Consider the following 25,074-nt stretch of genomic DNA (forward strand, 5'->3'; position numbering starts at 1 on the left):
ATCGCTACGTATCTGAGAATACACAGGGAAACAACCCTCCGGTATCATAAATACCAGAAGCTTTTCCCGTCTTCTCCGGCAGTGATCTGTCAGATTTTATTTTCTCTTATTTCAGTGCTTTATCCTTATATCTAGAAATCTCCTCCAGATATTTTTTCCCAAGGGCACTGATGTTAACACCCTTTCTGGCAACATAACCGATTGTCATGATCTCATCGGAATCCAGCTTCACAGCACAGTAATCGGAACCATTAAGATCCTCACAGATAATACCGGAGCATAAGGTATATCCATTCAGTCCTACCATCAGGTTCAGCATAGTAGCCCTGTCATCGGCTTTGATCAGCCGTTTGTATTCATAGGTGCTCAAAACCTCCTCAGCAAAATAAAAAGAGTTATTTCCTCCCTGTTCAAAGGACAGACACGGATATTCCTTCAGTTCTTCCAGCGTGATCTTCTCACGCTTCGCCAGAGGATGCCCCTTCCACATATAAACGTAGATCCGACAGTTGAGAAGTTCGTGAAACTCCAGACCATACTCGTGAAACATTTTTGTAAGTACCTTACGGTTAAAATCATTTACGTAGAGGATCCCGATCTCACTCTTGAAATTACGGACATCCTCGATGACCTGATGCGTCTTGGTCTCGTGGACCGCAAATTCGTACTCATCCATGCCGAATTGCTTTACCAGCTCCACAAAGGCATTAACTGCAAAGGTATAATGCTGCATGGAAACACTGAATTTTTTGCGTGACTGTTCCTTGGAAATATATTTGGCTTCCATCAGTTCGTACTGTTCCACCACCTGCCTTGCATACCCCAGAAATTCTTCGCCTGCAGGCGTTACGGCGATTCCTCGGTTCGTTCTTCGGAAGATCTCAACACCGGTTTCTGCTTCCAGCTCCCGGATTGCCGTGGAAAGACTGGGCTGAGAAATATAAAGGCTTTTTGCTGCCTCGTTCATAGATCCGGCTTTTGCAATTGCTATGGTATATCTGAGCTGTGCCAGAGTCATCTTTCTGCCTCCCCGTTTCTTGTTCCGGCTTTCTGTTCCTCTTCAGGCAGATCCGGCAACAAGCATCCTTTATCTTTTTATTTAAGGTAGTTCTTATCTACATATCCTTCTTTTCCAAGCTTCGGAACATATACATACCAGTAAGTACTGTCTTTCTTCTCAATGACTTCTACCGTATCTCCGTTATTCAGCTGGGCGATCTCATTGTCCTTGTCATACGCCTTTGTACTGCGCAGAGCCAGATAGCCGCTTTCCACTTTAACAGTCATGGATGGAGTTGTCGTACCTGAGCCTCCGGTAAGATAGTTCCTGTCAACATAACCGGTCTTATCCAGCTGCGGAACATATACATACCAGTACTGATCGTTGCTGGTGTCCTTCACCTGAACCGTGTCACCGGTATTCAGCTGTCCGATCTCATTGCTTTCATTATAGGCTGCCTTATTGCGAAGGGCAAGATAACCAGTTTCTACTTTAACTGTCCACAGACCACTGTTGTAAATATACCGGTTATCCACATATCCGGATTTATCAAGCCCCGGAGCATATACGTACCAGTAAGTAGAATCACTGCTGTCCTTTACAAGAACGACATCTCCGGTATTCAGACGTCCGATCTCGTTACTGTCATTGTAAGCTGCGGTACTTCGAAGAGCCAGATAGCCTTTTTTTACCTTTACTGTCCAGGAATCGTTGGAAGCTGTGGCGTTCTCTACTATCTGGATATAGTTTTTGTCCAGATATCCGGATTTATCCAGTCTTGGCACGTATGCATACCAGTAGGTAGCGTCCTTCCGATTTGTAACTTCCACAAGATCTCCTGTATTCAGCTGTCCGATCTCATTGCCTTTGTCAAAAGCCTTCTCACTCCGGAGAGCCAGGTATCCATCTGTGACTTTGACTTTAAAAGTGGTTCCTGCTGCTGCCTTTGCCTCCCGGATCGTCGCCGGAAAAGCTGCTGCCAGTATAAGTGTCAGAAGTACCAGCCTTTTTACTGCCTTTATATGGGACAGAAGAGTTCTTTTTCTCATATTATACGCCTCCTTTTCTTTTTTGGATCTTTCTCTGATCTGCGGCTCTCTCTGTTTTTTATTTACTGAGCAGACCGCACCGGAATTTATGGTAGTATTATATCATATTTTCAGCTGATAGCTGTAAGAATCACATCTCTTATTGCAGTCCAAAATGTTCTTTTCCACAATGCAGGTATTGACACTTTTAATTAGCAGTGTTATATTACATATAGAACAGGATAAAAGTAATGCCCCCGGGATTTTTCCCGGGGAATTTTATACGCATACGTTCAATATATGACAGTCCGGGAGATCTGTCCTCTGAGAGGACAGATCGATCATCCGGGACGCTGCAGACTATAATATAAGGGAAGGTGAATACCATGGCAGTAAAAAGAGATTATTACGATGTTCTGGGCATTGACCGGAACGCAGATGAAAAAACAATAAAAAAAGCCTATCGTAAACTGGCCAAAAAATATCATCCGGATACAAACGCCGGTAATGCAGATGCCGCAGATAAATTTAAAGAAGTAAACGAAGCCTACGATGTCTTAAGTGATCCAAAGAAGAAAAAAATGTATGATCAGTTTGGTCATGCCGCATTTGAAGCAGGAGCTGATCCTGGAGCCGGCGCAGGTGCCGGTGGATTCGGCGGATTCCAGGGTGGCGGCAATGGCAGCTATCAGGAATTTCATTTTAACGGTGAAAATATGGACGATATTTTTGGTGATATCTTCGGAAATATGTTCCACGGCAGTCACGGCGAAAGCCGCGGTTTCGGCAGCAATGGCACATATGAGCATTTCACCGGTAACGGTGGCGGCTTTCACAGTGGATTTGGCGGAAGTGGCTTTCACAGTGGCAACGGCTTCGGCGGATTCCATCAACAGGATTTTCCGCAAAAAGGCTCTGATGTGAAGGCCAGCATCAACGTTACCTTTGATGAGGCAGCTTTTGGTGCAGATAAAAGGATCTCTCTGTCCGGTCCGGACGGAAGCTCCGGTGCACCGCAGACACTTCAGATTCATATTCCGGCAGGTATTGATACCGGCAAGAGTATCCGTCTGAAAGGAAAAGGCATGCCCGGAACCGGCGGCGGTGAGCCTGGTGACCTTCTTCTGAAGGTTACCGTAGGAACACGTCCTGGCTATGAACGAAAGGGATCGGATGTTTATACCACCATTTCTATTCCTTACACAACCGCTGTTTTCGGCGGTGAAGCCACCGTTCCCACCCTTTACGGAAATGTTATCTGTAAGATCAGGGAAGGTATGCAGTCCGGTTCCAAGATCCGCCTGAGAGGAAAAGGCATTGTTTCCATGAAGAACCCTTCCGTCCGCGGTGATCAGTATGTAACCATTCAGATCCAAGTTCCTCAGAATCTGAATTATTCCGCAAAAGAGAAACTCCATGAATATGCAAAGGCCTGTGGACTGGAACGGAGTAATGCCACCGGATCACATGTAGCATAAAAGTTAAAATAAAAGAGTATCACAAAGCTCATCACTATCAATGAGTTCCTGTGATACTCTTTTTTGATTTTAAAGTAAGATCTGATATAGCTTATGACAGCGTCATATCTCCATCTTTCACCCATCCGAGCTTACGTACAAACATATTGATCAACGGGCAGAGAACTGCCGGGAGAATAAAAGAGATCAGGAAAAGTCCTGCCCAGTCCATAGCTGTAACAGCTGTCTTGGTTCCTTCTGCAATATCATTCATCCATCCTGTATACACACCGATCTGACCTACAAAACCGCAAGTACCCATTCCTGAGGATACAGCAGTTCCGTTCATCTGAAGCCTGAACAAGCAGGTTGCAATAGGTCCTGTGATAGCAGATGTTACGATCGGAGCGATCCAGATCCTTGGATTTCTGACAATATTACCCATCTGGAGCATGGAAGTTCCAATTCCCTGAGAGACAAGACCACCCCATTTGTTTTCCCTGAAGGACATGACCGCAAAACCTACCATCTGCGCACAGCAGCCCGCTACTGCAGCGCCGCCTGCCAGTCCGGTAAGTCCCAGAGCCGCGCAGATCGCAGCAGAAGAGATCGGCAGCGTTAGTGCGATTCCAACAAATACAGAAACCAAGATTCCCATAAAGAATGGCTGCAGATCTGTTGCCCACATGATCACGCTTCCTACCTTCATGGCAGCTTTTCCAAGAGCCGGTGCCCACCATGCGGAAAGACCTACGCCCACACCGATGGTTACAAGAGGCGTTACAAGGATATCGATCTTTGTTTCCTTTGAAACTGCCTTACCGATCTCAGCTGCAACAATGGCAACAAACAGTACAGCCAGAGGACCGCCTGCTCCGCCAAGTGCGTTGGAGGCAAATCCAACGGTGATCAGCGAAAACAATACCAGCGGCGGGCAATGCAAGGCGTAACCGATGGCTACTGCCATGGCAGGGCCGCTCATGGCAGATGCCAGAGAACCTACTGTATACTGGGTATCATTGACTGTGGCAACTGCCATAGTCAGAAACGGAATGTGAAACTGTGTGCCAATGGTGTTGATGATCGTACCGATCAGCAGGGAACAGAAAAGTCCCTGTGCCATAGCTCCCAGTGCATCGATACCATATCTCTTCAGAGAGATCTCAATATCCTTCCGTTTTAGAAATGCTTTGAATTTTTCCATTTTTAAACTCTCTCCTTACCCTGATCCGCTTCCTGCCGGATCAGTTCCTTTATTTGCAAAAAGCCTCGCTTACTTTCTCAAGTTCCTCGCGGATGGAAATATGCTGCGGACATACTTCCTCACACTGTCCGCATTTTATACATTCATCTGCACGCTTTCTGCCATGACTGACTACCAGCCAGTCTTCCTGATGCGCTGCGGCGGCTTTATTTCCGTACAATGTCAGATAATTCATTGCTGTAAAAGAACCGGAAATTCCAATTTCCATCGGACAGACCTTTGCACAGTAGTTACAGGTTGTACATGGGATCAGAGGAATTTTGCTCATAGCCTCTCTTGCCTTATCAAGAGTCTCCTTCTCACTGTCAGTAAGGCCATTGAAATCCTTCATAAAGGAAAGGTTATCCTCCATCTGTGCAACATTGCTCATTCCGGAAAGTACGGTGATCACGCCTTCCAGATTTGCCGCAAAACGGATCGCCCAGGATGCTGTGGATGCTTCCGGCTCTGCTTCCTTCAGAAGCTTTTCCACTGCTTCCGGCGGAGTTGCAAGCATGCCGCCTTTTACAGGTTCCATGATAATGACGGGTTTTCCATGTTTTCTGGCTACCTCGTAGCAGGCTCTTGACTGGATCACCGGATTTTCCCAGTCTGCGTAATTGATCTGCAGCTGTACAAATTCCATTTCCGGATGTGCAGTGAGAAGTGCATCCAGCTCCTCCGGTGTGGAGTGGAACGAAAATCCTGCATGTCTGATCAGACCGGCTTCCTTCTGTTCATGGATCCAGTCCCATAAACCGTACTCATCAAAATATTTTGTTCTGTGCTCTCCAAGATTGTGGAGAAGATAAAAGTCGAAATATCCTGCCTTTGTTCTCTCCAGAGATGTTTTAAACTGTGCAAGAGCTTCATCTCTTGTCTTGCAGTTGATCCAGGCTGCCATCTTGGTGGCTAACTGATATTTTTCTCTCGGATAACGCTCTACCAGCGCTTCGCGGATAGCATCTTCGCTTCCTGCATAAGCCCATGCTGTATCAAAATATGTAAATCCGGCTTCCATAAATTTGTCCACCATAACTTTGGTCTGCTCCACATCGATCACACCTTCTGATTTCTGCGGAAGTCTCATAAGGCCAAAACCAAGTTTTTTGATCTCTTCACCTAAATATGCCATATCTTTCTCCCTTCTTATTACATACCGGAAAATTCCTCATATCATCTGATATATCACCGGATAAGCAATATTTCTGACACAGATATCTCCCGGACCGTTATATTTTTGCCGCAGAGAAACTGCGTTTCTCCTATTATAACGATATTTTTCCTGGTGGTAAACCTTTTTCTTTTACAAGTGTCAAGACAATGCCTGCATTACGTCTGAATTTTTGCAGAAAACAGAAAAACAGCTGCCACACGTTTATCGCACGGCAACTGTCTTTTGTCCTATCAGTTCATCTTTGTTCTTTACACCTCAGATCAAATATTTTAAACTGATATTACTTATAATAACCATATATCGAAAGGCAGAAAACTCTCATGAAAAACAAGCAGGTCATGAACCGCCAGACTTCATCAAAAGAACTTCATCTTATTTCCTGCGGCTGGGAAAAATGTACACCGGAACAGTCCTACGGCCCTGGTGTCCGGCGATATTACACCATCCATTTTGTGCTGAGCGGACAGGGATATTTCTATATGAACAACCGGAAATATACCTTGAAAGCCGGACAGTGCTTTTTCATTCCTCCTGTGACCAGCTCTCTCTACAAAGCGGAACCTTCTGATCCCTGGACTTATATCTGGATCTGTTTCAACGGGGAAAACGCTCCAACGCTTTGCGAACACTGCCATCTTACCGGGGAAACTCCGGTCCAGCAGCTGAATTCGGTTCTTCCATATCAGGAAACTATTCTTGAAATGATGGCTCATCCACAACTGACGCCTTCCGGTGAGGCCTATATCCAGAGCGGTCTTTACCGGATCATTGCCCTGCTGGAGGAAGAATTTCATGCTTCCTACACCACCATGGAATCCAATGAGAATTTTTACATCACACAGGCTGTTGATTACATCAAAAAAAGTCCGCTACAGAATATCACTGTGACAGATGTTGCTGACTATCTCCATATCAGCCGCAGCCACCTTTACGGACTTTTTAAAAAACATCTTGGAACCACACCCCAAGCATTCCTGACTTCAGCCAAGATCATCAACGCCCGGGAGCTTCTGACCATCACGGATATCCCTGTCTCCAGCGTGGCGTTCTCCTGCGGATATCAAAATCCATTTGCCTTTTCCCGTGCCTTCAAAAAAGAAACCGGCATGACGCCACGGGAATACCGGGAAAAATATCATCATGCCGAGGATCTTCTGGATTGCTGAACCACTTTTCCTGATTTACGGAACAACTACCTTGGCATTATAGTACTCCACCGCAGCATCCATGGTCGGACCTTCGTTGTCAAACCAGTCATAAGTGATAGTTTCGCCGTTTTCTCCCCATACCTCCGGGCAGTCGATTTCTTCCCAGTCAAGCGGAACAAAATGCTCTTCCTGTTCTGATGCACGCAGCATGATCTGATGCAGCTCCTCAAATTCCTCCGGATTCAAAACTCCAGGTTTTGCGGATACAAACAGTGGTGTACCGCTCTTTGCAAGAACGTCTGCCCACTGACGATTTTTCTCCCATGGGATCATTCCGAAAATACCGACACAGTCTGCATCAATATGGTAAAACGTATTGTGCTGCGGAAGACGGAATGCCAGCGTATTTACGCCCATTCGTCTGGTACGCTCCCAGATACGTCCGCTGGTATCGTCACCGGTCCGGTTCAGATGCATCAGGCCTGCGCCGAGATGTCCGATGGTATTGCAGCCGATGATCACTGCGTTGTTACTCCGGGAAGCATCATAAATCTCCTGATAAAGCATTTTTACGATTTCTGCGCTGGTTTTTGTCTGATCATAAAAATGCCATTTCTCCATGGAATTGTCTCTTAAATTCGCCTCAAATCCCCATTTTCCAAAGAGATCAAAGGTAGAAAAATCATGCTTGATCAGCGTGTATCCCCAATCACAGATTCTCTCGATATCTTTACGGATATATTCCAGTGCATCCGGGTGGGACGGATCGAGACAGTCATTATAGGAAATTCTCCACTCATCCGGGATATTCTCATCTTCATTAAGAAGCAGACGGACCCAGATACCCGGGCGGACACCTTTTTTCTCCAGCTTGTCTGCAAGACCTTTCATATCCGGAAATCTGGCATTGCCTTTTGTCCATGGTCCACCGTTGTATTCATCCAGGCGGTGATGCTCCTGCCAGCAATCATCAATGACCATGAACGGAGGATTTTTTACACCTTCGGTCAGTTTCAGGATATAATCGGTATCACTTAAGATCTCCTCTTCGGAGCTGTCACCGTAAGCATAGTACCAGTTATTGCTTCCATATACCGGAAACTCCGGGAAGATCGGATCTGTACACATTTTTTCACAGAATTTCTGTGCAGTTTCAAAAGTATCTGCTCCTTCTGCTTCCATGCAGACGATCTGTGCGGCACACAGCTTTCTTCCTTTCAGCTGTACTCCTGTATTTCCGCAGCGAACATCCAGAAACAAAGTAATTCCTTTGGTATCCACCTGCCAGCAGCACATAGCAGAAGGACGGACCTTTACGCCAAAGCAGAGAACCTTCTCAGAAAGCTTCGCCAGAAAATACCATGGCAGATAACGGTTTCCGCTCATTCCATGCCATTCCGCATCACCATAGGTACGTTCCCAGGCATCTCCCAGAAATCTGGCTGATTTCGGGATCTTATAGTTCCATCTCAGTTTCACACATCTCACTGCATCCTCGGATGTGACAAATATATCCTCATGTTCACCTGCGTCCTGAAATTCCACAGTAGTTGCACCGGCAGCTACTGTCGTCTGCCCTCCCTGGCACACAAGTCTCTCCTCTTCTGTTTCCACTGTTACATAATCCGGTACCCCAAGCTTAAAATCTGCATATTTTTTCTGCATTATTCTCTCCTCCTGTACTTTTTCATTTACATTTTGCTTTACCTGCATACTCATGAACACTGTCTTTCTATCGTCTGTTCAACTCAGAAGAATGTACGAAAAATTTTTTTAATACATTTTGTCTATATGCCTTATTATATTGATTTTTTTGGTTTTTTCTATGCTTTAAAGTTATTATAACATTGCAGAATGTTCAATCTGCATAAGCTTTTCAGTCCTTGTCCGATTCGCTTTTTAATATAAGAACATAAAAGGCTAAAGGTGGAAATTAGTTTTTCATTTTACGGAACACAAATTTCACATTTTTAGCACTCGCCTCTTGACTTTGCTAGCAACATGTGTTATATTACATATAGAACAAAGGAGGAGATAAAAAAGAACTTCCAGATGTTCAGAATAAAACCAAACGATCACCACTACGGAATAACCCGAAGTGGTAACTATATACCGGCAACAGTTGGATTTCTTGATCCACCGGAACGGCTTTTCAATTTGAAAGGAGAAATGACTTATGATGTTCCCGAGTGTATTTGGAGAAAACTTATTTGATGACTGGATGGATGATTTTGGATTCAGAGATAATTTCTTTAGCGGAAAGAACCCTCTTTATGGCAAACATGCAAAAAATATCATGAAAACTGATGTACGTGAAACAGATAAAGGCTATGAGCTGGATGTAGATCTTCCAGGATTTAAGAAAGATGAAGTACAGGTACAGCTGAAGGATGGTTATCTTACCATCTCCGCTACCAAGGGTCTTGACAAAGACGAGGAAGACAAGAAAGGCAATTATATCCGCCGTGAACGTTATGCCGGCAGCACAAGCAGAAGCTTCTATGTTGGTAATGGTGTAAAAAACGAAGATGTCCATGCAAAATTTGAGAACGGTGTTCTGAGACTTTCTATTCCGAAAAAAGCAGTTGAAGAGATTGAAGCTGATAAATATGTATCTATTGAAGGCTGACATTGACTCACTCTCACAGGGGGAGGATCCATAGGGATTCTCCTCCTCTTTTTTACGCAATAATACATATGACACTCTCTTTCCAATTGACTATGTACTCACAAGTACTTTCACTCTATAGTAATGATCCTATTGTCAAAGTTTTCATGATATTGGATATTTTTTAACAAATATGCTTGATTTTTTGAATATTTTTTATATATTTTGCATTATATTATTTCATTTTTTTGAAATTAATGGTATAATATGCACAGCTAATCGGATATTTGCAATCCGCATTCGGTTAAATAAATCTGTTTCGTAATCCTTCAGGATAATTCTCCTGAACAACCACGTAAAACACGATCACGACAGGAGGTTTTTATTATGAATCAGGACAACATCATAAAAATTTATGCACGCAATGACAACCGCATACAGCTTAAAATGATTCCGGGACACTTCGTAACATCCCAGTCCCATATCACACACTACCTGGATCTCACTACTATGAAATCCAGATGCGCTGAAGCACAGCGTATTGCATCCGCTCTCGCAGCAAATTACGAAGCATCCATTCCGGTAGACACCATCGTCTGCATGGACGGACTTGAAGTGATCGGTGCTTATCTCGCCGAAGAACTGACCAAAGCCGGCGTCCTTTCCATGAACGCACACCAGACCATCTACGTCATCACCCCTGAGTTCAACAGCACCGGGCAGATGATCTTCCGCGACAACTATGAACCAATGATCAATGGAAAAAACATCCTCATCCTAAATGGTTCCATCACCACCGGATCCACATTGAACCGAGCTATCGAAAGCGTTCTGTACTATGGCGGTAAGATCCGCGGCGTGGCAGCCATCTACAGCAGTGTAGACAGTGTAGCCACACTCCCTGTCCACTCTATCTTTCAGGCCAGAGACATCCCGGACTATCACTCCTACCGCTCTGACAACTGCCCACTGTGCAAAAACCGCCAGAAGATCGATGCTATTGTCAGCAGTTACGGATATTCTGTATTATAAGATTCAGATCAATCAACGAATCCCCCATGGATAGCAAAACCAGTGGGGGATTCTCTTTATCTTTTCTTATTATAATTGATATTCTCTGTACATGGCTTCACGCATTTCTTTATCTGTAACAACCTTCTGGATCTCATTACCACGATCATCAAGTATAAGCCTGTTGATCAGAACACTAAGTCGTTCTTCCCCCTGGGCCATTCCCCGGGCCATTCCCTGGGCCATTCCCTGCGCCATTCCCTGCGCCATTCCCTGTTCTCGCCCCAGTGCTTCAGCCTGTTCTTTAGCTTCCGCCATCAGTCTTGCCCTTTTCTCAGATTCCAGTTCCAGAACATGTCCACCCATAATCTCACCTATTCCTTTCCGGACTTTCTCCTCATTTCTGAAAATATGATCAGATATCAGAGTTATCAGTCCAATCAGATCACTGAACAGTTCAGACCTTCCAGATTCAGTGATCTCTACCTCCAGTTTACTCCGGATCACTTCATATTCATTCAGTAATTCCTGAAAAAGTTGTGGATCCTCACTCATCTCATGCCCTCTTTTTTCATATCGCATGATATAAAAAGGAAGCAGCATAAGAAGACTCTTTTCAAATATCTTATCTTTTGTATAATTCTCTACTTTAATGGCAGGCACTCTGTACAAATGACATCCCCCATCCGGAAAAACCACATCCACTTCCAGAAAATCCGGCGTATTCCTACTATTTCTCAGATACAACACACAAGAACGTGGAAACTCCATCCGATACCTCCGTCCCTGCTTTCTGGCAAACTCAACAGCAGTTGCAAAATCATACTCTATCATCCGTACAGCCATTGTCGTGTCATCCGTACTCTGACATTCTATATGATAAATCCTGTTTCCGATCAACAGCCGCGAATCCGTAATAATCTCACCATCCACCCGCTGATACTCATTACGCAGCTGCACAATCTCCACATCAGCCGGGTATGATGTATGAAAAACATCATTGATCAAAGGCACGACCAGAAACGTCATTTTCTCCATCATAGTACGAAAAACATCATCAAAAATCGTATTATCTCTCAAACAATACTCCTTCTGGTATATACAATTATACCATCAACCAAACACTTCAGAAACCCTGTATACAGTTTTATAAATATTTTTTGAAAAAACGCTTCAGACATTGAAGCAAAAAGAAACCAAATAAATGGATAGATCTTATAAGATATACAAATCATACCACACATCCCACCACAACACCACAAAAACCCATCTCCAAATTTCGACACCACCTTCCAGCGTCCAGCAACGCACCGACATTCACAGCCTCCCTCCAAACCACAAGGAATCTCAAGCTTCCTAACTACAGGCATCCAGCAACGCGCCGACGCTCACAACCTCCCGGCAAACCACAAGGAAACTCAGCCTTTCCTCCCAGCCATCCAGCGCAGCGCTGATGGCTCATCCAACTCCCGTCAGACCACTCTATCCCTCCCACCATGACCGCACAGTGTGAGGTTTGCAGCAGAAGTCCGGGTGCTTTGGAGTGAGCCTTGGTCCATACTTAGCGTCTGAGGTGGTTCACGGAGAGGTACCCGGCGGCCACAAGCCGCAGGGTAAGGCCCATCTGTCTGAGCCAGGTACGCATCAGCGTACATGGCGAGTTATGGGCCGGCCGCTCCGTGAGACACCTCAGACGCTTAGTATGACCAGGCGAAACGACGGCACCCGGACTTCTGCTGCAAATCTCACACGTCCGTCCGCGTCATCTTGCCCCCACCAAACACCTGTGCTATAATCAAACTAATTAAAAAACCGAGGTAAACCACACATGAACAAAAAAGAAATCGCAGAAATAAAAAAACAATTCACCCCTGACCGCTGCTCCATCACCCGCATCTGCGGCTGCTACGTAGACGGTGAAAAAAACAAAAAAACCGAACTCAAAGAAGCCTTCTTATCCTTATCAGAGGAAGAAACCTTCAAATACTTCGACATCTTCCGAAAAACCCTCACCGGCACCATCGGAAAAAATCTCATCAACATGGAATTTCCTCTGGATCAGGAAACCGAAGGCGGAACCCAAAACTTCCTCATGAAACTCCGCAAAAGCAAACTCACCGACGACACCCTCACCGAAGCCTTCTACGACAGAATCATAGAAAACTACGACTACGGTGAAAACTACTACATCATCCTCATCCACGCAGTCTACGACATCCCCGGCAAATCCTCCGACGGTGCCGAAATGTTCGACGCTTCCGATGAGATCTACGACCACATCCTCTGCAGTATCTGCCCGGTCAAGCTCTCCAAAGCAGGCCTGCATTACAATGCAGAGACAAACAATATTGAAGACCGTATCCGGGACTGGCTGGTAGAAATGCCTGACTGGGGCTTCCTTTTCCCACAGTTCAACGACCGCAGTACCGATATCCACGGACTTCTCTACTACACCAAAAACGCCGAAAATCTCCGCTCCACCATGATGGAAGAAGTCTTCGGCTGCACCACACCACTATCTGCCGGAACCCAGCGTGACTCCTTCAATGCTCTGGTGGAAGAAACCCTTGGTGATGACTGTGCCTACGACACAGTCCTTGAGATCCATGAAAAGCTCAACGATCTCATCGAATCCCAGAAGGACGAACCGGAACCTGTTGTCCTCACCAAATCCGAAGTCAAACGTCTCTTCGAAGAATGCGGCGTAGAAGACGAAAAGCTCCAGAACTTCGATGAACAGTATGAGCTTGCCGCAGGAGAAAAATCAGCTCTGGTAGCATCCAACATCACCAACACCCGGAAATTCGAGATCAAAACCCCTGACGTGGTGATCCACGTAGCACCGGACCGGGCAGAACTGGTAGAAACCCGCATCATCGATGGTCGAAAATGCCTTGTGATCCCCATGGAAAGTGAAATAGAACTCAACGGCATCCGTGTCAGCACACTGAACTCTGTTGAAGATACATCCGCAGAACCGCTTCCTGTTAATGATATTACTGACATTGATAACAGTAACACCGAAGAAGAAATCCCATTTTAAAGGAGACCTTATGAACGATAAAAAAATCCTGTTCTTCGACATAGACGGCACACTGCTTACGCCTCACCCCTTCAAGGTTCCGGAGAGCACCAGCCGCGCCCTCACAAAAGCCCATGAAAACGGTCATCTTCTTTTCATCAACACCGGCCGCACCAAAGTAATGATGCCCTCTGCACTCTCAGAGCTTCATTTCGATGGCTATATATACGGCTGTGGAACCCATATTTACATGGACAACAAATTGCTTTTTTTCCGCACAGTCCCAAATCTTCTGTGCAAGGAAACCGTAGACCTTCTCCGCAAATGCAAGATCGAGGCAATTTTTGAATCCAACACTGAGATCCTGTATGATGGCGCATCTCCGGCCCAGTCCGAATTCGGAGTCAAAATGCGAAAAGAGATTCCAATGGTCGACATCACGAAATTCAATCGGGAGGATGCCTGCACTTACTCCTATGACAAATTCCTGGTACATATGCTGCCGGATTCCGATGTCGAAAAATTCCGCAGCTTCTGTAATGATCATTACACCTATTTTGATCACGGAGACGGAATCTGGGAAGTCACACAAAAGGGTACCAGCAAAGCCACAGGCATGGAATTTCTCCTGGACCGCCTTTCCATCCCCAAGGAAAACTGCTATGCATTCGGAGACAGTCCCAACGACCTTCCCATGCTGAAAGCTGCCGGAGTCGGTGTTGCTATGGGAAATGCTTACGGAGGCATCGAAAAACACTGCACATACCAGACAAGCGCAGTAGACAGGGACGGGATTCTTCACGCACTGGAGCATCTCGATCTGATCTGATGATCCATAAAGCAGGCATGAGCATTACAAAAAACGAGCCGTGTACGATAAACCCGTACACGGCTCGTTGTCTTTTCTCTTATCATTCCATTGTAAACATGGTATCTTATTTCTCAGCTTCCGGTGTAGCAGCTGCCTCAGATTCTGTACTGTCTGCAGTCTCCCCATCAGCCTTTGCAGAATCTCCCTCTGTCTCCGGTGTCTCGGTTACCTCAGCCTCTGCAGAATCTGCTGCCGGTGTCTCAGTTACATCCGGGTCCGGTGTCGGAGTTGGAGTCTGGATCGTAAAGCTGTGATTATCTGTGATTTTGATCTTCTTGATCAGTTTTTTCTCTTCTTTGATATCTGCTTTCTTCTTCCAGCCATCTGTTGTATCATTATAGAAATCATCCTTCTTAGTGTTTGTCAGAGACTCTTTCTTACTCTCCGTTGCAGTTTTATCATTCTTGGAATCCAGTCTCACAACATACCATACGGAATCTGTCTTTATGATCTCCTCGTTCAGTGCACCTTCATCCAGCTTTCTTAAAGCGGTACGAACCTCATCCGGATAAGTAGTTCCGTTGGCAGCACTGTCATCACCTTCCTCATAGGTAGGGCATGTTCCGGTTGTTGCGGTCATATCCTTGGAGATCTCATCTCCAAGAGTATTGAAATCTGCAGCCGGATCCTCTTTAACCTTGTCATAGAATTTCTGAAGATTCTCTTTATTCTTCTTGATATCATCATCGGAAAGATCATCTCCGCTGACCTTTGCACTTGCATAGCTGAAGGACATCTGCTGATATTCTTTCTCATCCAGCTTCACGTCCGCTTTGGCTTCAATGGCATCCTTCATCTTCACATCGTATGTTTCAAGCTCGAGGAAAATCTTCACCATATCTTCATCAACTGCAAGCTCTGCAATTGTCTCATCAGAATTGGCAGCCATGAAGTTCTTGGCAGCTTCCTCAAGAGCCTTCTGCTCATCCTCTGTGATTTCAACATCATACTCGGAAGCATGTTCTTTCTCCAGACACATCTTTTCAACAGTTTCAACAGATGTTGTTACCGCATTTTCACCGTAAGTCTCATCGGAATCATCATCCATTTTGGTACTCCAGATAGACATATCGCTTCCGCCGCCAAGATACATCTTGTACATTGCCTCAGCCTGTGCCTGCTGCATACGTGCTGCCAGACTTACAACGCCAAGCGGGATTTCCTGCTTATTGACTGTCAATGCGATCTTTGTACCATCGAGTTTTTTATTTCCGCAGCCTGCCATCATTCCTGCCGCTGTAACGCAGACAAGAGCAGTAACTGCCGCTTTCTTTACTGAATTTCTCATTTCATCCTCCATCTATCCGTCCATAAGAATCACGGTCCGGCTCTTATTCCATAATACTTGATTATAAACGTTTTCACCTTTAAGAGCAAGGAATTTCACGAACTTACACGACATTTCACAAATTATCCACAAGTCTTTCCGGGAAAATATCCGGTATCCACAAACCGGATGTTTTTTCCCGTGGATAACCCTAAGCTTAGCTGATTCTTCCCTTTACTCCAGCGGCTCTGCCAGTTTTGCCAGCTCCCCCGCAAACTTCATCAGCTCTTCGATCAGCCTTCCCTGTGGTGTCAGGATAAATTTCGGCTCATGATCAGCCTTAAACTGCAAACCTCTCCGGTACTGCGCCATAATAGCCGGGATACCTGCGGGATCCAGCTTGGCCTTTTCATAGAGCGTGATCCGGACATCTTTTCCAAGCTGCTTGATCTCCGTCACATATCCCTGATGGGCAAGAGCCTTCAGTCTTGCAATGGCAAGAAGATTCAGCACAGCTTTTGTCGGCTCGCCAAAACGGTCGATCAGCTCCTCCAGCATATCGTCATATTCCTGCTGGCTTTCAATACCGGCAATACGCTTATAAATATCCAGCTTCTGGAACTCGTTGCCGATATAGGAATCCGGGATAAATGCATCAATGTTGAGATCAATGGTCGTCTCAAAATCATCCATAGTCCGGATTCCCTTTGCCTCCTTGACAGCCTCACTGAGCATCTTACAGTAAAGGTCATAACCAACTGCGTTCATATGCCCATGCTGCTGAGCACCGAGAAGATTTCCTGCTCCACGAAGCTCCAGATCCTTCATAGCTATCTTAAAACCGCTTCCAAGGTCTGAATACTCCCGCATGGCGCTGAGCCGTTTCTCCGCGGTCTCCTGGAGCATCTTGTTTTTGGTATACATCAGGAATGCATAAGCAGTCCTGTTGGAACGTCCTACACGCCCACGGAGCTGATAAAGCTGGGAAAGGCCATATCTGTCCGAATCATGGATGATCATGGTGTTTACGTTGGAAATATCCAGTCCTGTTTCGATAATAGTGGTGGAAACCAGCACATCCACATCTCCGTTGATAAAATCATACATTACCTGCTCCAGTTCCCTCTGACTCATCTGTCCATGTGCAAAATCCACTCTGGCCTCCGGCACAAGTCTGGATATCCGAAGGGCTACTTCGGCAATGTCATTGACTCGATTATACACGTAATACACCTGTCCACCCCGGCGAAGCTCCCTGCGGATGGCTTCCCGAACAGTCTCCTCATCGTACTCCATAACGTATGTCTGGATCGGCACACGATCCATCGGCGGCTCTTCCAGAACGCTCATATCACGAATACCGATGAGACTCATATGAAGAGTTCTCGGAATCGGCGTTGCCGTCAGCGTCAGTACATCCACATCTTTTTTCATCTGCTTGATCTTCTCCTTGTGAGTAACACCAAAGCGCTGCTCCTCATCAATGATCAGAAGTCCAAGATTTTTAAATTCCACATCTTTTGAAAGAACTCTGTGGGTGCCGATCACAATATCTACCTGCCCCTTTTTGATCCCTTCGATGGTCTTTTTCTGCTGGGCAGATGTCCGGAAACGGCAGAGAAGCTCCACCTTCACCGGAAATTCTTTCATACGCTGTACAAAGGTATTGTAATGCTGCTGGGCAAGAATGGTAGTAGGGACCAGATAAACCACCTGCCGGCTTTCCTGTACTGCCTTAAACGCAGCTCTTAAAGCCACCTCCGTCTTTCCGTAACCAACGTCACCACACACAAGACGGTCCATGATCCTGGTGCTTTCCATATCTCTCTTGGTATCCTCAATGGCTGCCAGCTGATCCTCTGTCTCCTCATAGGGAAACATCTCCTCAAATTCCTTCTGCCATACGGTATCCGGTCCGCAGACATACCCCTCTTTCTCCTGGCGGACTGCATAAAGCTCAACCAGCTCTTTTGCGATATTTTTTACTGCACCCTTAACACGGCTCTTGGTCTTATTCCACTCCTGACCGCCAAGCTTGTTCAGCTTGGGCGTTTTTGCATTTTCGGAGGATCCTGAATATTTCTGCAAAGCATCCAGCTGGGTTGCCAGGATATAGAGATTACTGCCGCCCCGGTATTCGATCTTGATGTAATCCTTCACAACACGGTCAACCTCTACCTTTTCGATTCCACGGTAAATACCCAGTCCGTGCTTTTCATGAACAACAAGATCACCAACGGAAAGCTCTGCAAAATCCTGGATCCTGTTTCCGCTGTACTTTTTCTTTTTTTTACGCTTTTTCTGCTCTTTGCCGAAAATATCGGTTTCCGTCATCACTGCAAATTTGATCAGCGGATACTGAAAGCCACGTCTTGCGTAACCATAGACCACCATGATCTCCCCGGGACTGATGATACGATCCATGTCCTGGCTGTAAAAAGCATTCAGTCCTTCCTCTGAAAGATCCTTTGCCAGACGCTCCGCCCTGGTCCTGGAACCGGAGAGCAATGCGATCCGGTATCCCTGACTCTTATACTGAAGGAGATCCTTTACCAGAAGTTCAAAGCTGCTGTTATAAGAATCTACAGACTTCACCGTAAGATCAAATTCCTCATTGATCTTCCATCCGGAACGTCTGGGAGAAAGTGCAGATACAGCCACACAATTCCGTCTGTTCAGCTTCTTCTGCAGTTCCTGAAAGCCACATAGCCACTGCTCCGGAAGATTTGCCTCGCCTTTTTCCTCTCTGTGCATACGACTCTGACGGTACTCTTCCTCCACACCCTCGCCGTTTTCTGCCAGGTGGTTCAGTTCATCCAGAAACACCAGTGTTTTTTCTTCCGGAAAATAATCCAGAAAGGATACCATATCTTCTCCGTCCATCTTTTCTGCGGCCGGATAAATCGTAATTTCATCTACATTTTCCAGAGATCTCTGACTTTCCGCATCAAAGCTCCGGATAGAATCCACCTCATCATCCCACAGTTCGATACGCCAGGGATTATCCTCTGTCAGCGGATAGATATCAATGATTCCTCCACGCACAGAAAACTGCCCCGGAAGCTCTACCTGACCAGTGCGTTCATACCCCAGCTCTACCAGCTCTTCCTTCAGCTGATCCAGATCGATCACACTGTCACTTTTAAAATGAAGAAGTCTGCTTCTGATCTTTTCCAGCGGCATCAGGAAATCCATACATCCGTCAATGCTGGTAACAACGGTCACTTCTTCCTGTTCCAGAAGTGCCCGGATCACACGCATCCGCTGCCGGATCAGAAGATTTCCGTGAATATCTGCCTGAAAAAACAGAAGATCCTTTGCCGGATAAAAATATACATTTTTGTCATAGAAGCGGTAATCCTCATAGATTTCCTTTGCGTTGCGCTCATCATCCGCAAGGATCAGATGATATGGAAAAAGCCCGGAAAGTCCATACATCAGATGGACCTTCTGGGACTCCATGCATCCGGAAACATTAAGAATTCCGCAGTTTGCGCCACAGCGCTTTTTTATTTCCCCAAACTCTGCAAGACCCTGCAGAGGATGCAAAAATGCTTCCATACAAACCTCAATTCTTAGGCTTTTTCCTGTTATATTTATTCATCGCCGCATCTACGCCCTCGGACAGGATCATCTCCACAGCCTCTGCCGCATCATTGATCCCTTCATCCACAAGCTTGCGATCACTGTCCGAAAAATGACCCAGCACAAAATCTGCCAGATCCCAGTCTTTCGGTTTTGCACCGACACCAACACGGATGCGGATAAATTTTTCAGTTCCAAGGCGGCGGATGATATCCTTGATCCCGTTATGTCCGCCTGCACTGCCTTTTTTGCGGATACGAAGCTGCCCAGGCTCCAGATCGATATCATCGTAGATCACGATCAGCTCTGTCTCCGGATCGATCTTGAAATAGCCGGACATCTCCTGGATCGGACCGCCGCTTAAATTCATATAGGAAAGCGGTTTCATCAGAATAGCTTTTTCACCGCCGATGATACCTTTTCCATACATGGCATTAAATTTTACGCCACCCTGCGGGATATTATGCTTCTCCACAAGACAGTCAACGGTGTCAAAGCCCATGTTGTGGCGTGTAGCCTCATACTGCTTTCCCGGATTTCCCAAACCTGCAATTAAATACATAAAAACTCCTCAGCTGTAATTTACCTGGTTCAACGCCAGGCCCTCTTATGCCTTAAGGCATACAAATGCTCTGATCGTATCAGTTGAAATATACCATCTCATCAGCAAGTGGCTCACAAACTTCTACATGCTCTGCGTAAAGTACGATTCCCTCTCCCTGATATTCCATTCTCTTCTCAAACGCAACCTTCGCAGTAACATCCACCCACTGGCCTTCTGCGATCTTCGGAGCAAAAGCGCTCTTGCAGATGTAACCAAGGAATGTGGTATCATCTGCACAGCATGTCATGGCTGTTCTTCCGGGAACAAAGAATTTGCTTCCCATTCCACGCGGCTTCAGGGCACGTGCTTTAAAGTGAACGGTTTTTCCGACATAGCGGTCCGGATGATCCATGGAATCCACAAACCAGATACCATAATCCTCCGGAAGGATATCGATCACCGGCGCATCAATATCAAATGGCATCTCATCCTCAAAAAGATCACCAAGCTCGCCCTCTTCATCCTCAAAGATGATCTCCGCACGCTGGTTCACCACCTTGATGCTTCTTCTGTAAGAAGGAAGCGGATCGTTCTCCTGGCAGCGGTTAAAGATAACCATATCCGCATTGCGGACCATGTCCATAAAAAGGGACTTCATATTCGCCATATAGACCTGGAATGTGCTTGCATCCACACAGGTGATATGCTGCTCCACGCCCCAGCCTTCCGGTTTTTCCATTTCTTCGAATTTACTTACCAGCCACATGCCATTATACTCAATGATCACCCGCTCCGGCTGATGCAGGATCTCCATTGCCGCAAGTCGTTCCGGTGTAAGCTCTTCCTCACTGTCAATGCTCTCCACAACGGTATTGCACTGTTTCAGTGCTTCCTCATCATATTCTTCCTCACCCTCTTCACAAAGGATCAGCAGTGTTTTTCCATCGATCTGAAAGTAATCCTGCTGCAGGGTAAAGCTCAGGAAAGAGGTCTTGCCGCTTTCCAGAAAACCTGTGATCAGATAAACGGGTACTCTGGTCTCTTCCATAAATCCATCCCATCAGATACTGTACGATTTAATGTACAGTATCTGTTTCCTTTCTGTAACAATCTATATCTGTATTCCGCTTTGGCTTTGCGTCAAAACGGACATTTATTTTATCATATGCTTTATGCGATCCCGAAAAGCTCCTCCAGTGCATGCTCGTCAAGCTTAGAACCGATCACGCACAGACGGCCTGTATATTCCGGTGCACCCTCACGGATCTCAGTTTCTTCCGGAACCATATCAAAATAGATCCATGTTCCGTCTTCTGCCGGAAGCATTCCCTTTGCACGGAGGATGATACCGTATTTATCAGACTCGGAAAGTGCCTCAAGGATCTTCTCAAGTCCCTCACGTGTATATTTTTTAATAGTCTCACGGCCCCAGCTTGTGAAGACCTCATCTGCATGATGATGGTGGTGGTCATGTCCACAGCCACACTCTCCGTCGTGGTGATGGTGATGCTCATGCTCTTCATGATCATGGCCGCAGCCGCACTCTCCGTCGTGGTGATGGTGATGCTCATGCTCTTCATGATCATGGCCACAGCCGCACTCTCCGTCATGGTGATGATGCTCATGCTCTTCATGATCATGGCCACAGCCGCACTCTCCGTCGTGGTGATGGTGATGCTCATGCTCCTCCTCAAGCATCTCCTGCTCCAGGGATACCGGATGCTCCATAACCTCTACCAGCTTCTTACCGTCAAGATTCTCGATCGGAGTTGTAATGATAGCAGCATCCTTATTCAGGCTGCGGAGAAGCTCCAGGGACTCCTGAACTTTCTTCTCAGTTGCGATATCTGTACGGCTCATGATGATGGCGCCTGCATACTGGATCTGATTGTCAAAGAACTCACCGAAGTTCTTCATGTACATCTTGCATTTCTTGGCATCAACAACAGTTGTATAGCTGTTCAGTTTGATGTCAACCTCATCCTGAACACCCTGTACAGCTTTGATAACGTCAGAAAGTTTACCAACTCCGGATGGCTCGATGAGGATTCTGTCCGGGTTGTATTTGGTAACAACTTCTTTCAGGGAAGTACCGAAATCTCCAACCAGTGAGCAGCAGATACATCCGGAATTCATCTCACGGATCTGGATTCCGGCCTCTTTCAGGAAACCACCGTCAATACCGATCTCACCAAACTCGTTCTCGATCAGTACGACCTGCTCACCCTGAAATCCGTCTTTCAGAAGTTTTTTGATCAGAGTTGTTTTTCCGGCACCAAGGAAACCGGAGATAATATCAATTTTTACCATTTTGTATACACTCCTTTTAACGTAGTTTGACCAGGAAGTGTTTATACCCCCTGGTTGTATCCTGTTATGATCATGATGGAAGAGAAAAATTCTTGTTTCTCTCTCTGTTATCATTATATCCATTTTGTAAAACAGACATTCGTGTTCTGTTTTGCATCCAGATTAAGACAGGGATGTGAAAAGCTCACATCCCTGAAAATCGTTCCTCTTATCAGCCGTTGATCATAAAGTTCATAAGCTTGTCGATATCCTCTTTCTCTGCTGCAACGATCTCAAGCTCCGGGATCTCACCAGCGGAAAAGATGTTTGCAAGAGATACATACTGGGAAAGCTTGGATTTCAGGTTCAGTCTGTCTCCCTCTCCTGTTACAAGCTCTACTCTTCCTTTACAGCTGTCAATTACCTCAAAAAATTTATCAATATCTGTAATATGTGTTACTTTCATTTTAAAAATCTCCTTTCTTATTAAAGGGCTGTTCTTAACTCTTTCCGTTAGATTATACCCCAGTGTTTTTAAAAAAGCAATCCCCGCCGGGCAAAAACACTTCACAGATATTCTCTACGGATCTATATATATTTCGTCATATTTCTTCAATTTCAACGGTACAGTCTTTTCTTCCTTTGTTCCATTTCATGAGATAAACCTTAAATCCCAGAGAATCTCTGGCAATGGTAAACGGTTCTTCCCTGAGTACTTCGGATCCCATACCCTGCTCGTTCAGCTCTGCCTGCTTTGTCCTGGCTTTTTCTGTAAGAACTCTAAGTTCTTCATCGGCTTCTTTTCCAAAAGAACGATTCCCATATCCGGATGAAGCTTCCCGCAGCTTTTCAGAAAGGCACATCGTTACCTGGATGTGTTTTGTACGGTGAAGCATTCCTGCCAGTTTCCGTGCTACCCATTTAAACCGAAGTTTCCGGTAAATTTCAAGCCACCTGACAAAGGTACGGTCTCCTGCCTGCCTTGCGATCTCTCCCATTACCTCAAATGCCTTTTCCGAGGGAATCCACGGATTTTCCCTGGGAACAATATACTTTTCCGGAACAGCCGGATAACAGCAGTAATTCAATGGCGGAAATTCCACCAGTGCAGAAAGCTTCTCCTCCAGAGCGTTGCAGCTGTCCCCGCCTATATAATCATATTTATCGCGGAGAATCGCCAGGCGATATTCCAGCTGCCGTAAATATTCATACCCTTCTACCCAGAAATGACCGATCCGGCTGTAATCGTAGAGATATTTTTCCAGAGACAGGGTTTCAAAAAACAAAGTCACCACCGAATCATCCTGATGGACCACAAGGATGTATTCTCTGCCCTGCCGGCTTAAATCCGCCAGGATCTCGCCCTCGTAATCCGGTTTGTATACACCTGTCATACGGGCATTTCCAAAAACAAGAAAGCTTTCTACCGCATCATTCATAAGATACACAAGACGGATTTCGCCGTTTTTTACATAAGAATCCACTCTGTACATATTGTCATCGGACTTTTCCGCAATTGCTTCCGAAAAAGCACTTTCTGAAGCTGCTTTCTGATCCTGCGGATCTTTCTCATCATTCACTGCCACCAGTTCAAACTGATCTTCTCCAAGCAGCTCTGCAAGCTTCTGAAAGGTATCTGGAAGCTCTTCAAAGGCCTTCTCTGAGACATATCTCTTCGGTGCTGTTTTTCCTGCAGTATTATTTCCAGTATCCATCAATTACCTCTTTATTCAGTTTCTCCCCAATAACGATCATGATCTCCTGTCCCAGCTTCGTTGGCCGAATGCAGATCTCATGGCGGGTAGCATTCAGCTCCAGCCACTGTCCATCTTCTTTTCTGAGAAAACCTTTTACGCGAAAAACATCTCCGCAGGATGGATCATTCAGGATCCTTTCTGCAGTTTCATGAAGTTCCTCCTCGCTTTTATGAACGTTCATAAAAAACAGAGAATCAAATCCGCCGCCTTCCGCATAGGATTCCTTCACGTAATCCTCTGCCACATACCCGCAATCCAGGATCTTTTCCAGGTCTGTGTCTGTGAGATCATCCCAGTTTCCGGTGAGAATCTCGCTGTCCAGACGGCGCTTACACTGGATCTGACCAAGTGCACGGTTGAGATGTTCCTTTGTGCTGTGGATCTCTTCCTCTGTAGCTTTCTGACTCCTGCTCAGAAGTACGCAACCTGCATCTGCCACCTCAGAAGCCAGCAGATAATCCGCTTCCGCAGAAAAATCCTCCGCAAGCTTGGCATCCACAATAGCGATCACATTTCCGATCTCATACCACTTATCCAGTGGTTCCTCATGGAGGGCGTCAAAGAACTCATCCACATCAAAGATTCCGGATGGTTCTACGATGACACGGTCGTAACCGCACATTCCCATGGCGATCAGCTTTGTCTTAAATCGCCGTCTGTGACAGTCCGCATCACAGCCCCCGGAAACCATCTCCAGCTCACAGTTGTCTCCCATCAGATCCTGAAGCAGCATCATATCCACATTCACTGCCCCGAAATCATTTTCCAGGATCCCGATGTTCATGCCTTTTTTCAGAAGATAGGAGGCATATTTTTTTATAAATGTTGTCTTTCCGGATCCGAGAAATCCGGTTATCAGATCGATCTTTATCATATTTCTTCCTTTACTTTATCAACTCTCCGGAGCATACAGTAAAATAAATGCGAATATATGCTTTACTTATGTTCCGGTCATATTTCAATAATCTCCTGCCCGACAAATGCCGGACTGCTATCAGTATATAATCTTTTTTCCGCAAAGAAAAGAGGCGGTCCTGAAAAATCCTCTCAGAACTGCCTCTTTCCGG

The 25,074-nt window shown here is 45.8% G+C and carries 20 protein-coding genes; 6 read left to right on the plus strand and 14 right to left on the minus strand.

Annotated elements, in window-relative coordinates; translation table 11 throughout:
• Positions 1–106: 106 nt before the first annotated feature.
• Positions 107–1,018, minus strand: coding sequence for a LysR family transcriptional regulator (locus tag BN3261_RS10730; RefSeq protein ID WP_015525527.1), 912 nt, complete (start codon positions 1,016–1,018; stop codon positions 107–109).
• Positions 1,019–1,095: 77 nt separating this feature from the next.
• Positions 1,096–2,049 carry an SH3 domain-containing protein gene (locus BN3261_RS10735; protein WP_059086225.1) on the minus strand — a complete coding sequence of 318 codons (954 nt, stop codon included), beginning with the start codon at positions 2,047–2,049 and terminating at the stop codon, positions 1,096–1,098.
• Between the two features lie 365 nt (positions 2,050–2,414).
• Here BN3261_RS10735 and BN3261_RS10740 point away from each other — a divergent pair, with 365 nt between their 5' ends.
• Entirely contained in the window at positions 2,415–3,506 is a 1,092-nt protein-coding gene (locus BN3261_RS10740; protein ID WP_059086226.1) for a DnaJ C-terminal domain-containing protein, read from the plus strand.
• Positions 3,507–3,597: 91 nt separating this feature from the next.
• On the opposite strand, the gene BN3261_RS10745 is transcribed toward BN3261_RS10740, so the two are convergent.
• Both BN3261_RS10745 and BN3261_RS10750 read right to left on the minus strand, forming a co-directional pair.
• Positions 3,598–4,689: a PTS sugar transporter subunit IIC gene (locus BN3261_RS10745; RefSeq protein WP_015525523.1), complete on the minus strand. Its 1,092-nt coding sequence runs from the start codon at positions 4,687–4,689 to the stop codon at positions 3,598–3,600.
• A 49-nt stretch (positions 4,690–4,738) separates the two neighbouring features.
• Positions 4,739–5,863 (minus strand): aldo/keto reductase, encoded by a 1,125-nt coding sequence (locus tag BN3261_RS10750; protein ID WP_021652764.1) that lies wholly within the window; start codon positions 5,861–5,863, stop codon positions 4,739–4,741.
• A 362-nt stretch (positions 5,864–6,225) separates the two neighbouring features.
• Here BN3261_RS10750 and BN3261_RS10755 point away from each other — a divergent pair, with 362 nt between their 5' ends.
• Positions 6,226–7,071: an AraC family transcriptional regulator gene (locus BN3261_RS10755; protein WP_044962271.1), complete on the plus strand. Its 846-nt coding sequence runs from the start codon at positions 6,226–6,228 to the stop codon at positions 7,069–7,071.
• Positions 7,072–7,086: 15 nt separating this feature from the next.
• Here the strand turns inward: BN3261_RS10755 and BN3261_RS10760 are convergent, their stop codons facing one another.
• Entirely contained in the window at positions 7,087–8,718 is a 1,632-nt protein-coding gene (locus BN3261_RS10760; protein WP_227574351.1) for a glycoside hydrolase family 36 protein, read from the minus strand.
• Between the two features lie 511 nt (positions 8,719–9,229).
• Between BN3261_RS10760 and BN3261_RS10765 the strand changes: the two genes are divergently transcribed.
• Together BN3261_RS10765 and BN3261_RS10770 are read left to right on the plus strand one after the other, a co-directional pair.
• The gene (locus tag BN3261_RS10765) at positions 9,230–9,682 is read left to right on the plus strand and encodes an Hsp20/alpha crystallin family protein (protein WP_059086228.1); all 453 of its coding nucleotides are present in this window, start codon (positions 9,230–9,232) and stop codon (positions 9,680–9,682) included.
• A 366-nt stretch (positions 9,683–10,048) separates the two neighbouring features.
• Positions 10,049–10,693 carry a type I phosphoribosyltransferase gene (locus BN3261_RS10770; RefSeq protein ID WP_059086229.1) on the plus strand — a complete coding sequence of 215 codons (645 nt, stop codon included), beginning with the start codon at positions 10,049–10,051 and terminating at the stop codon, positions 10,691–10,693.
• Between the two features lie 69 nt (positions 10,694–10,762).
• Here BN3261_RS10770 and BN3261_RS10775 read toward each other — a convergent pair whose 3' ends face one another.
• A complete protein-coding gene (locus tag BN3261_RS10775; RefSeq protein ID WP_059086230.1) occupies positions 10,763–11,752 on the minus strand; it encodes an RpnC/YadD family protein in 990 nt (329 codons plus the stop codon).
• Between the two features lie 748 nt (positions 11,753–12,500).
• Between BN3261_RS10775 and BN3261_RS10785 the strand changes: the two genes are divergently transcribed.
• On the plus strand, positions 12,501–13,715 hold the full coding sequence (locus tag BN3261_RS10785; protein ID WP_059086232.1) for a DUF4317 domain-containing protein: 1,215 nt from the start codon (positions 12,501–12,503) through the stop codon (positions 13,713–13,715).
• A gap of 10 nt (positions 13,716–13,725) precedes the next feature.
• Positions 13,726–14,523, plus strand: a complete 798-nt coding sequence (locus tag BN3261_RS10790; RefSeq protein ID WP_235812369.1) for an HAD family hydrolase — start codon at positions 13,726–13,728, stop codon at positions 14,521–14,523.
• Positions 14,524–14,629: 106 nt separating this feature from the next.
• Here BN3261_RS10790 and BN3261_RS10795 read toward each other — a convergent pair whose 3' ends face one another.
• From BN3261_RS10795 to BN3261_RS10830, 8 genes are all read right to left on the minus strand, one after another.
• Positions 14,630–15,853, minus strand: coding sequence for a hypothetical protein (locus tag BN3261_RS10795; protein WP_059086234.1), 1,224 nt, complete (start codon positions 15,851–15,853; stop codon positions 14,630–14,632).
• A gap of 213 nt (positions 15,854–16,066) precedes the next feature.
• Positions 16,067–19,393 (minus strand): transcription-repair coupling factor, encoded by a 3,327-nt coding sequence (gene mfd, locus BN3261_RS10800; RefSeq protein ID WP_059086235.1) that lies wholly within the window; start codon positions 19,391–19,393, stop codon positions 16,067–16,069.
• 7 nt (positions 19,394–19,400) lie between these two features.
• Positions 19,401–19,979, minus strand: coding sequence for an aminoacyl-tRNA hydrolase (gene pth / locus BN3261_RS10805; RefSeq protein ID WP_015525511.1), 579 nt, complete (start codon positions 19,977–19,979; stop codon positions 19,401–19,403).
• A 79-nt stretch (positions 19,980–20,058) separates the two neighbouring features.
• A complete protein-coding gene (locus tag BN3261_RS10810; RefSeq protein ID WP_021651300.1) occupies positions 20,059–21,009 on the minus strand; it encodes a TIGR03943 family putative permease subunit in 951 nt (316 codons plus the stop codon).
• 122 nt (positions 21,010–21,131) lie between these two features.
• A complete protein-coding gene (locus tag BN3261_RS10815; RefSeq protein ID WP_059086236.1) occupies positions 21,132–22,271 on the minus strand; it encodes a CobW family GTP-binding protein in 1,140 nt (379 codons plus the stop codon).
• Positions 22,272–22,482: 211 nt separating this feature from the next.
• Positions 22,483–22,716 (minus strand): hypothetical protein, encoded by a 234-nt coding sequence (locus tag BN3261_RS10820; RefSeq protein ID WP_015525508.1) that lies wholly within the window; start codon positions 22,714–22,716, stop codon positions 22,483–22,485.
• A 136-nt stretch (positions 22,717–22,852) separates the two neighbouring features.
• Positions 22,853–23,965: a DUF3878 family protein gene (locus BN3261_RS10825; protein ID WP_059086237.1), complete on the minus strand. Its 1,113-nt coding sequence runs from the start codon at positions 23,963–23,965 to the stop codon at positions 22,853–22,855.
• Positions 23,949–24,881, minus strand: a complete 933-nt coding sequence (locus BN3261_RS10830; protein WP_059086238.1) for a GTP-binding protein — start codon at positions 24,879–24,881, stop codon at positions 23,949–23,951. The genes BN3261_RS10825 and BN3261_RS10830 overlap by 17 nt, the downstream gene beginning before the upstream one ends.
• Positions 24,882–25,074: the final 193 nt, after the last annotated feature.

This window comes from Blautia massiliensis (ex Durand et al. 2017), assembly GCF_001487165.1.
Taxonomy (GTDB): domain Bacteria; phylum Bacillota; class Clostridia; order Lachnospirales; family Lachnospiraceae; genus Blautia_A; species Blautia_A fusiformis.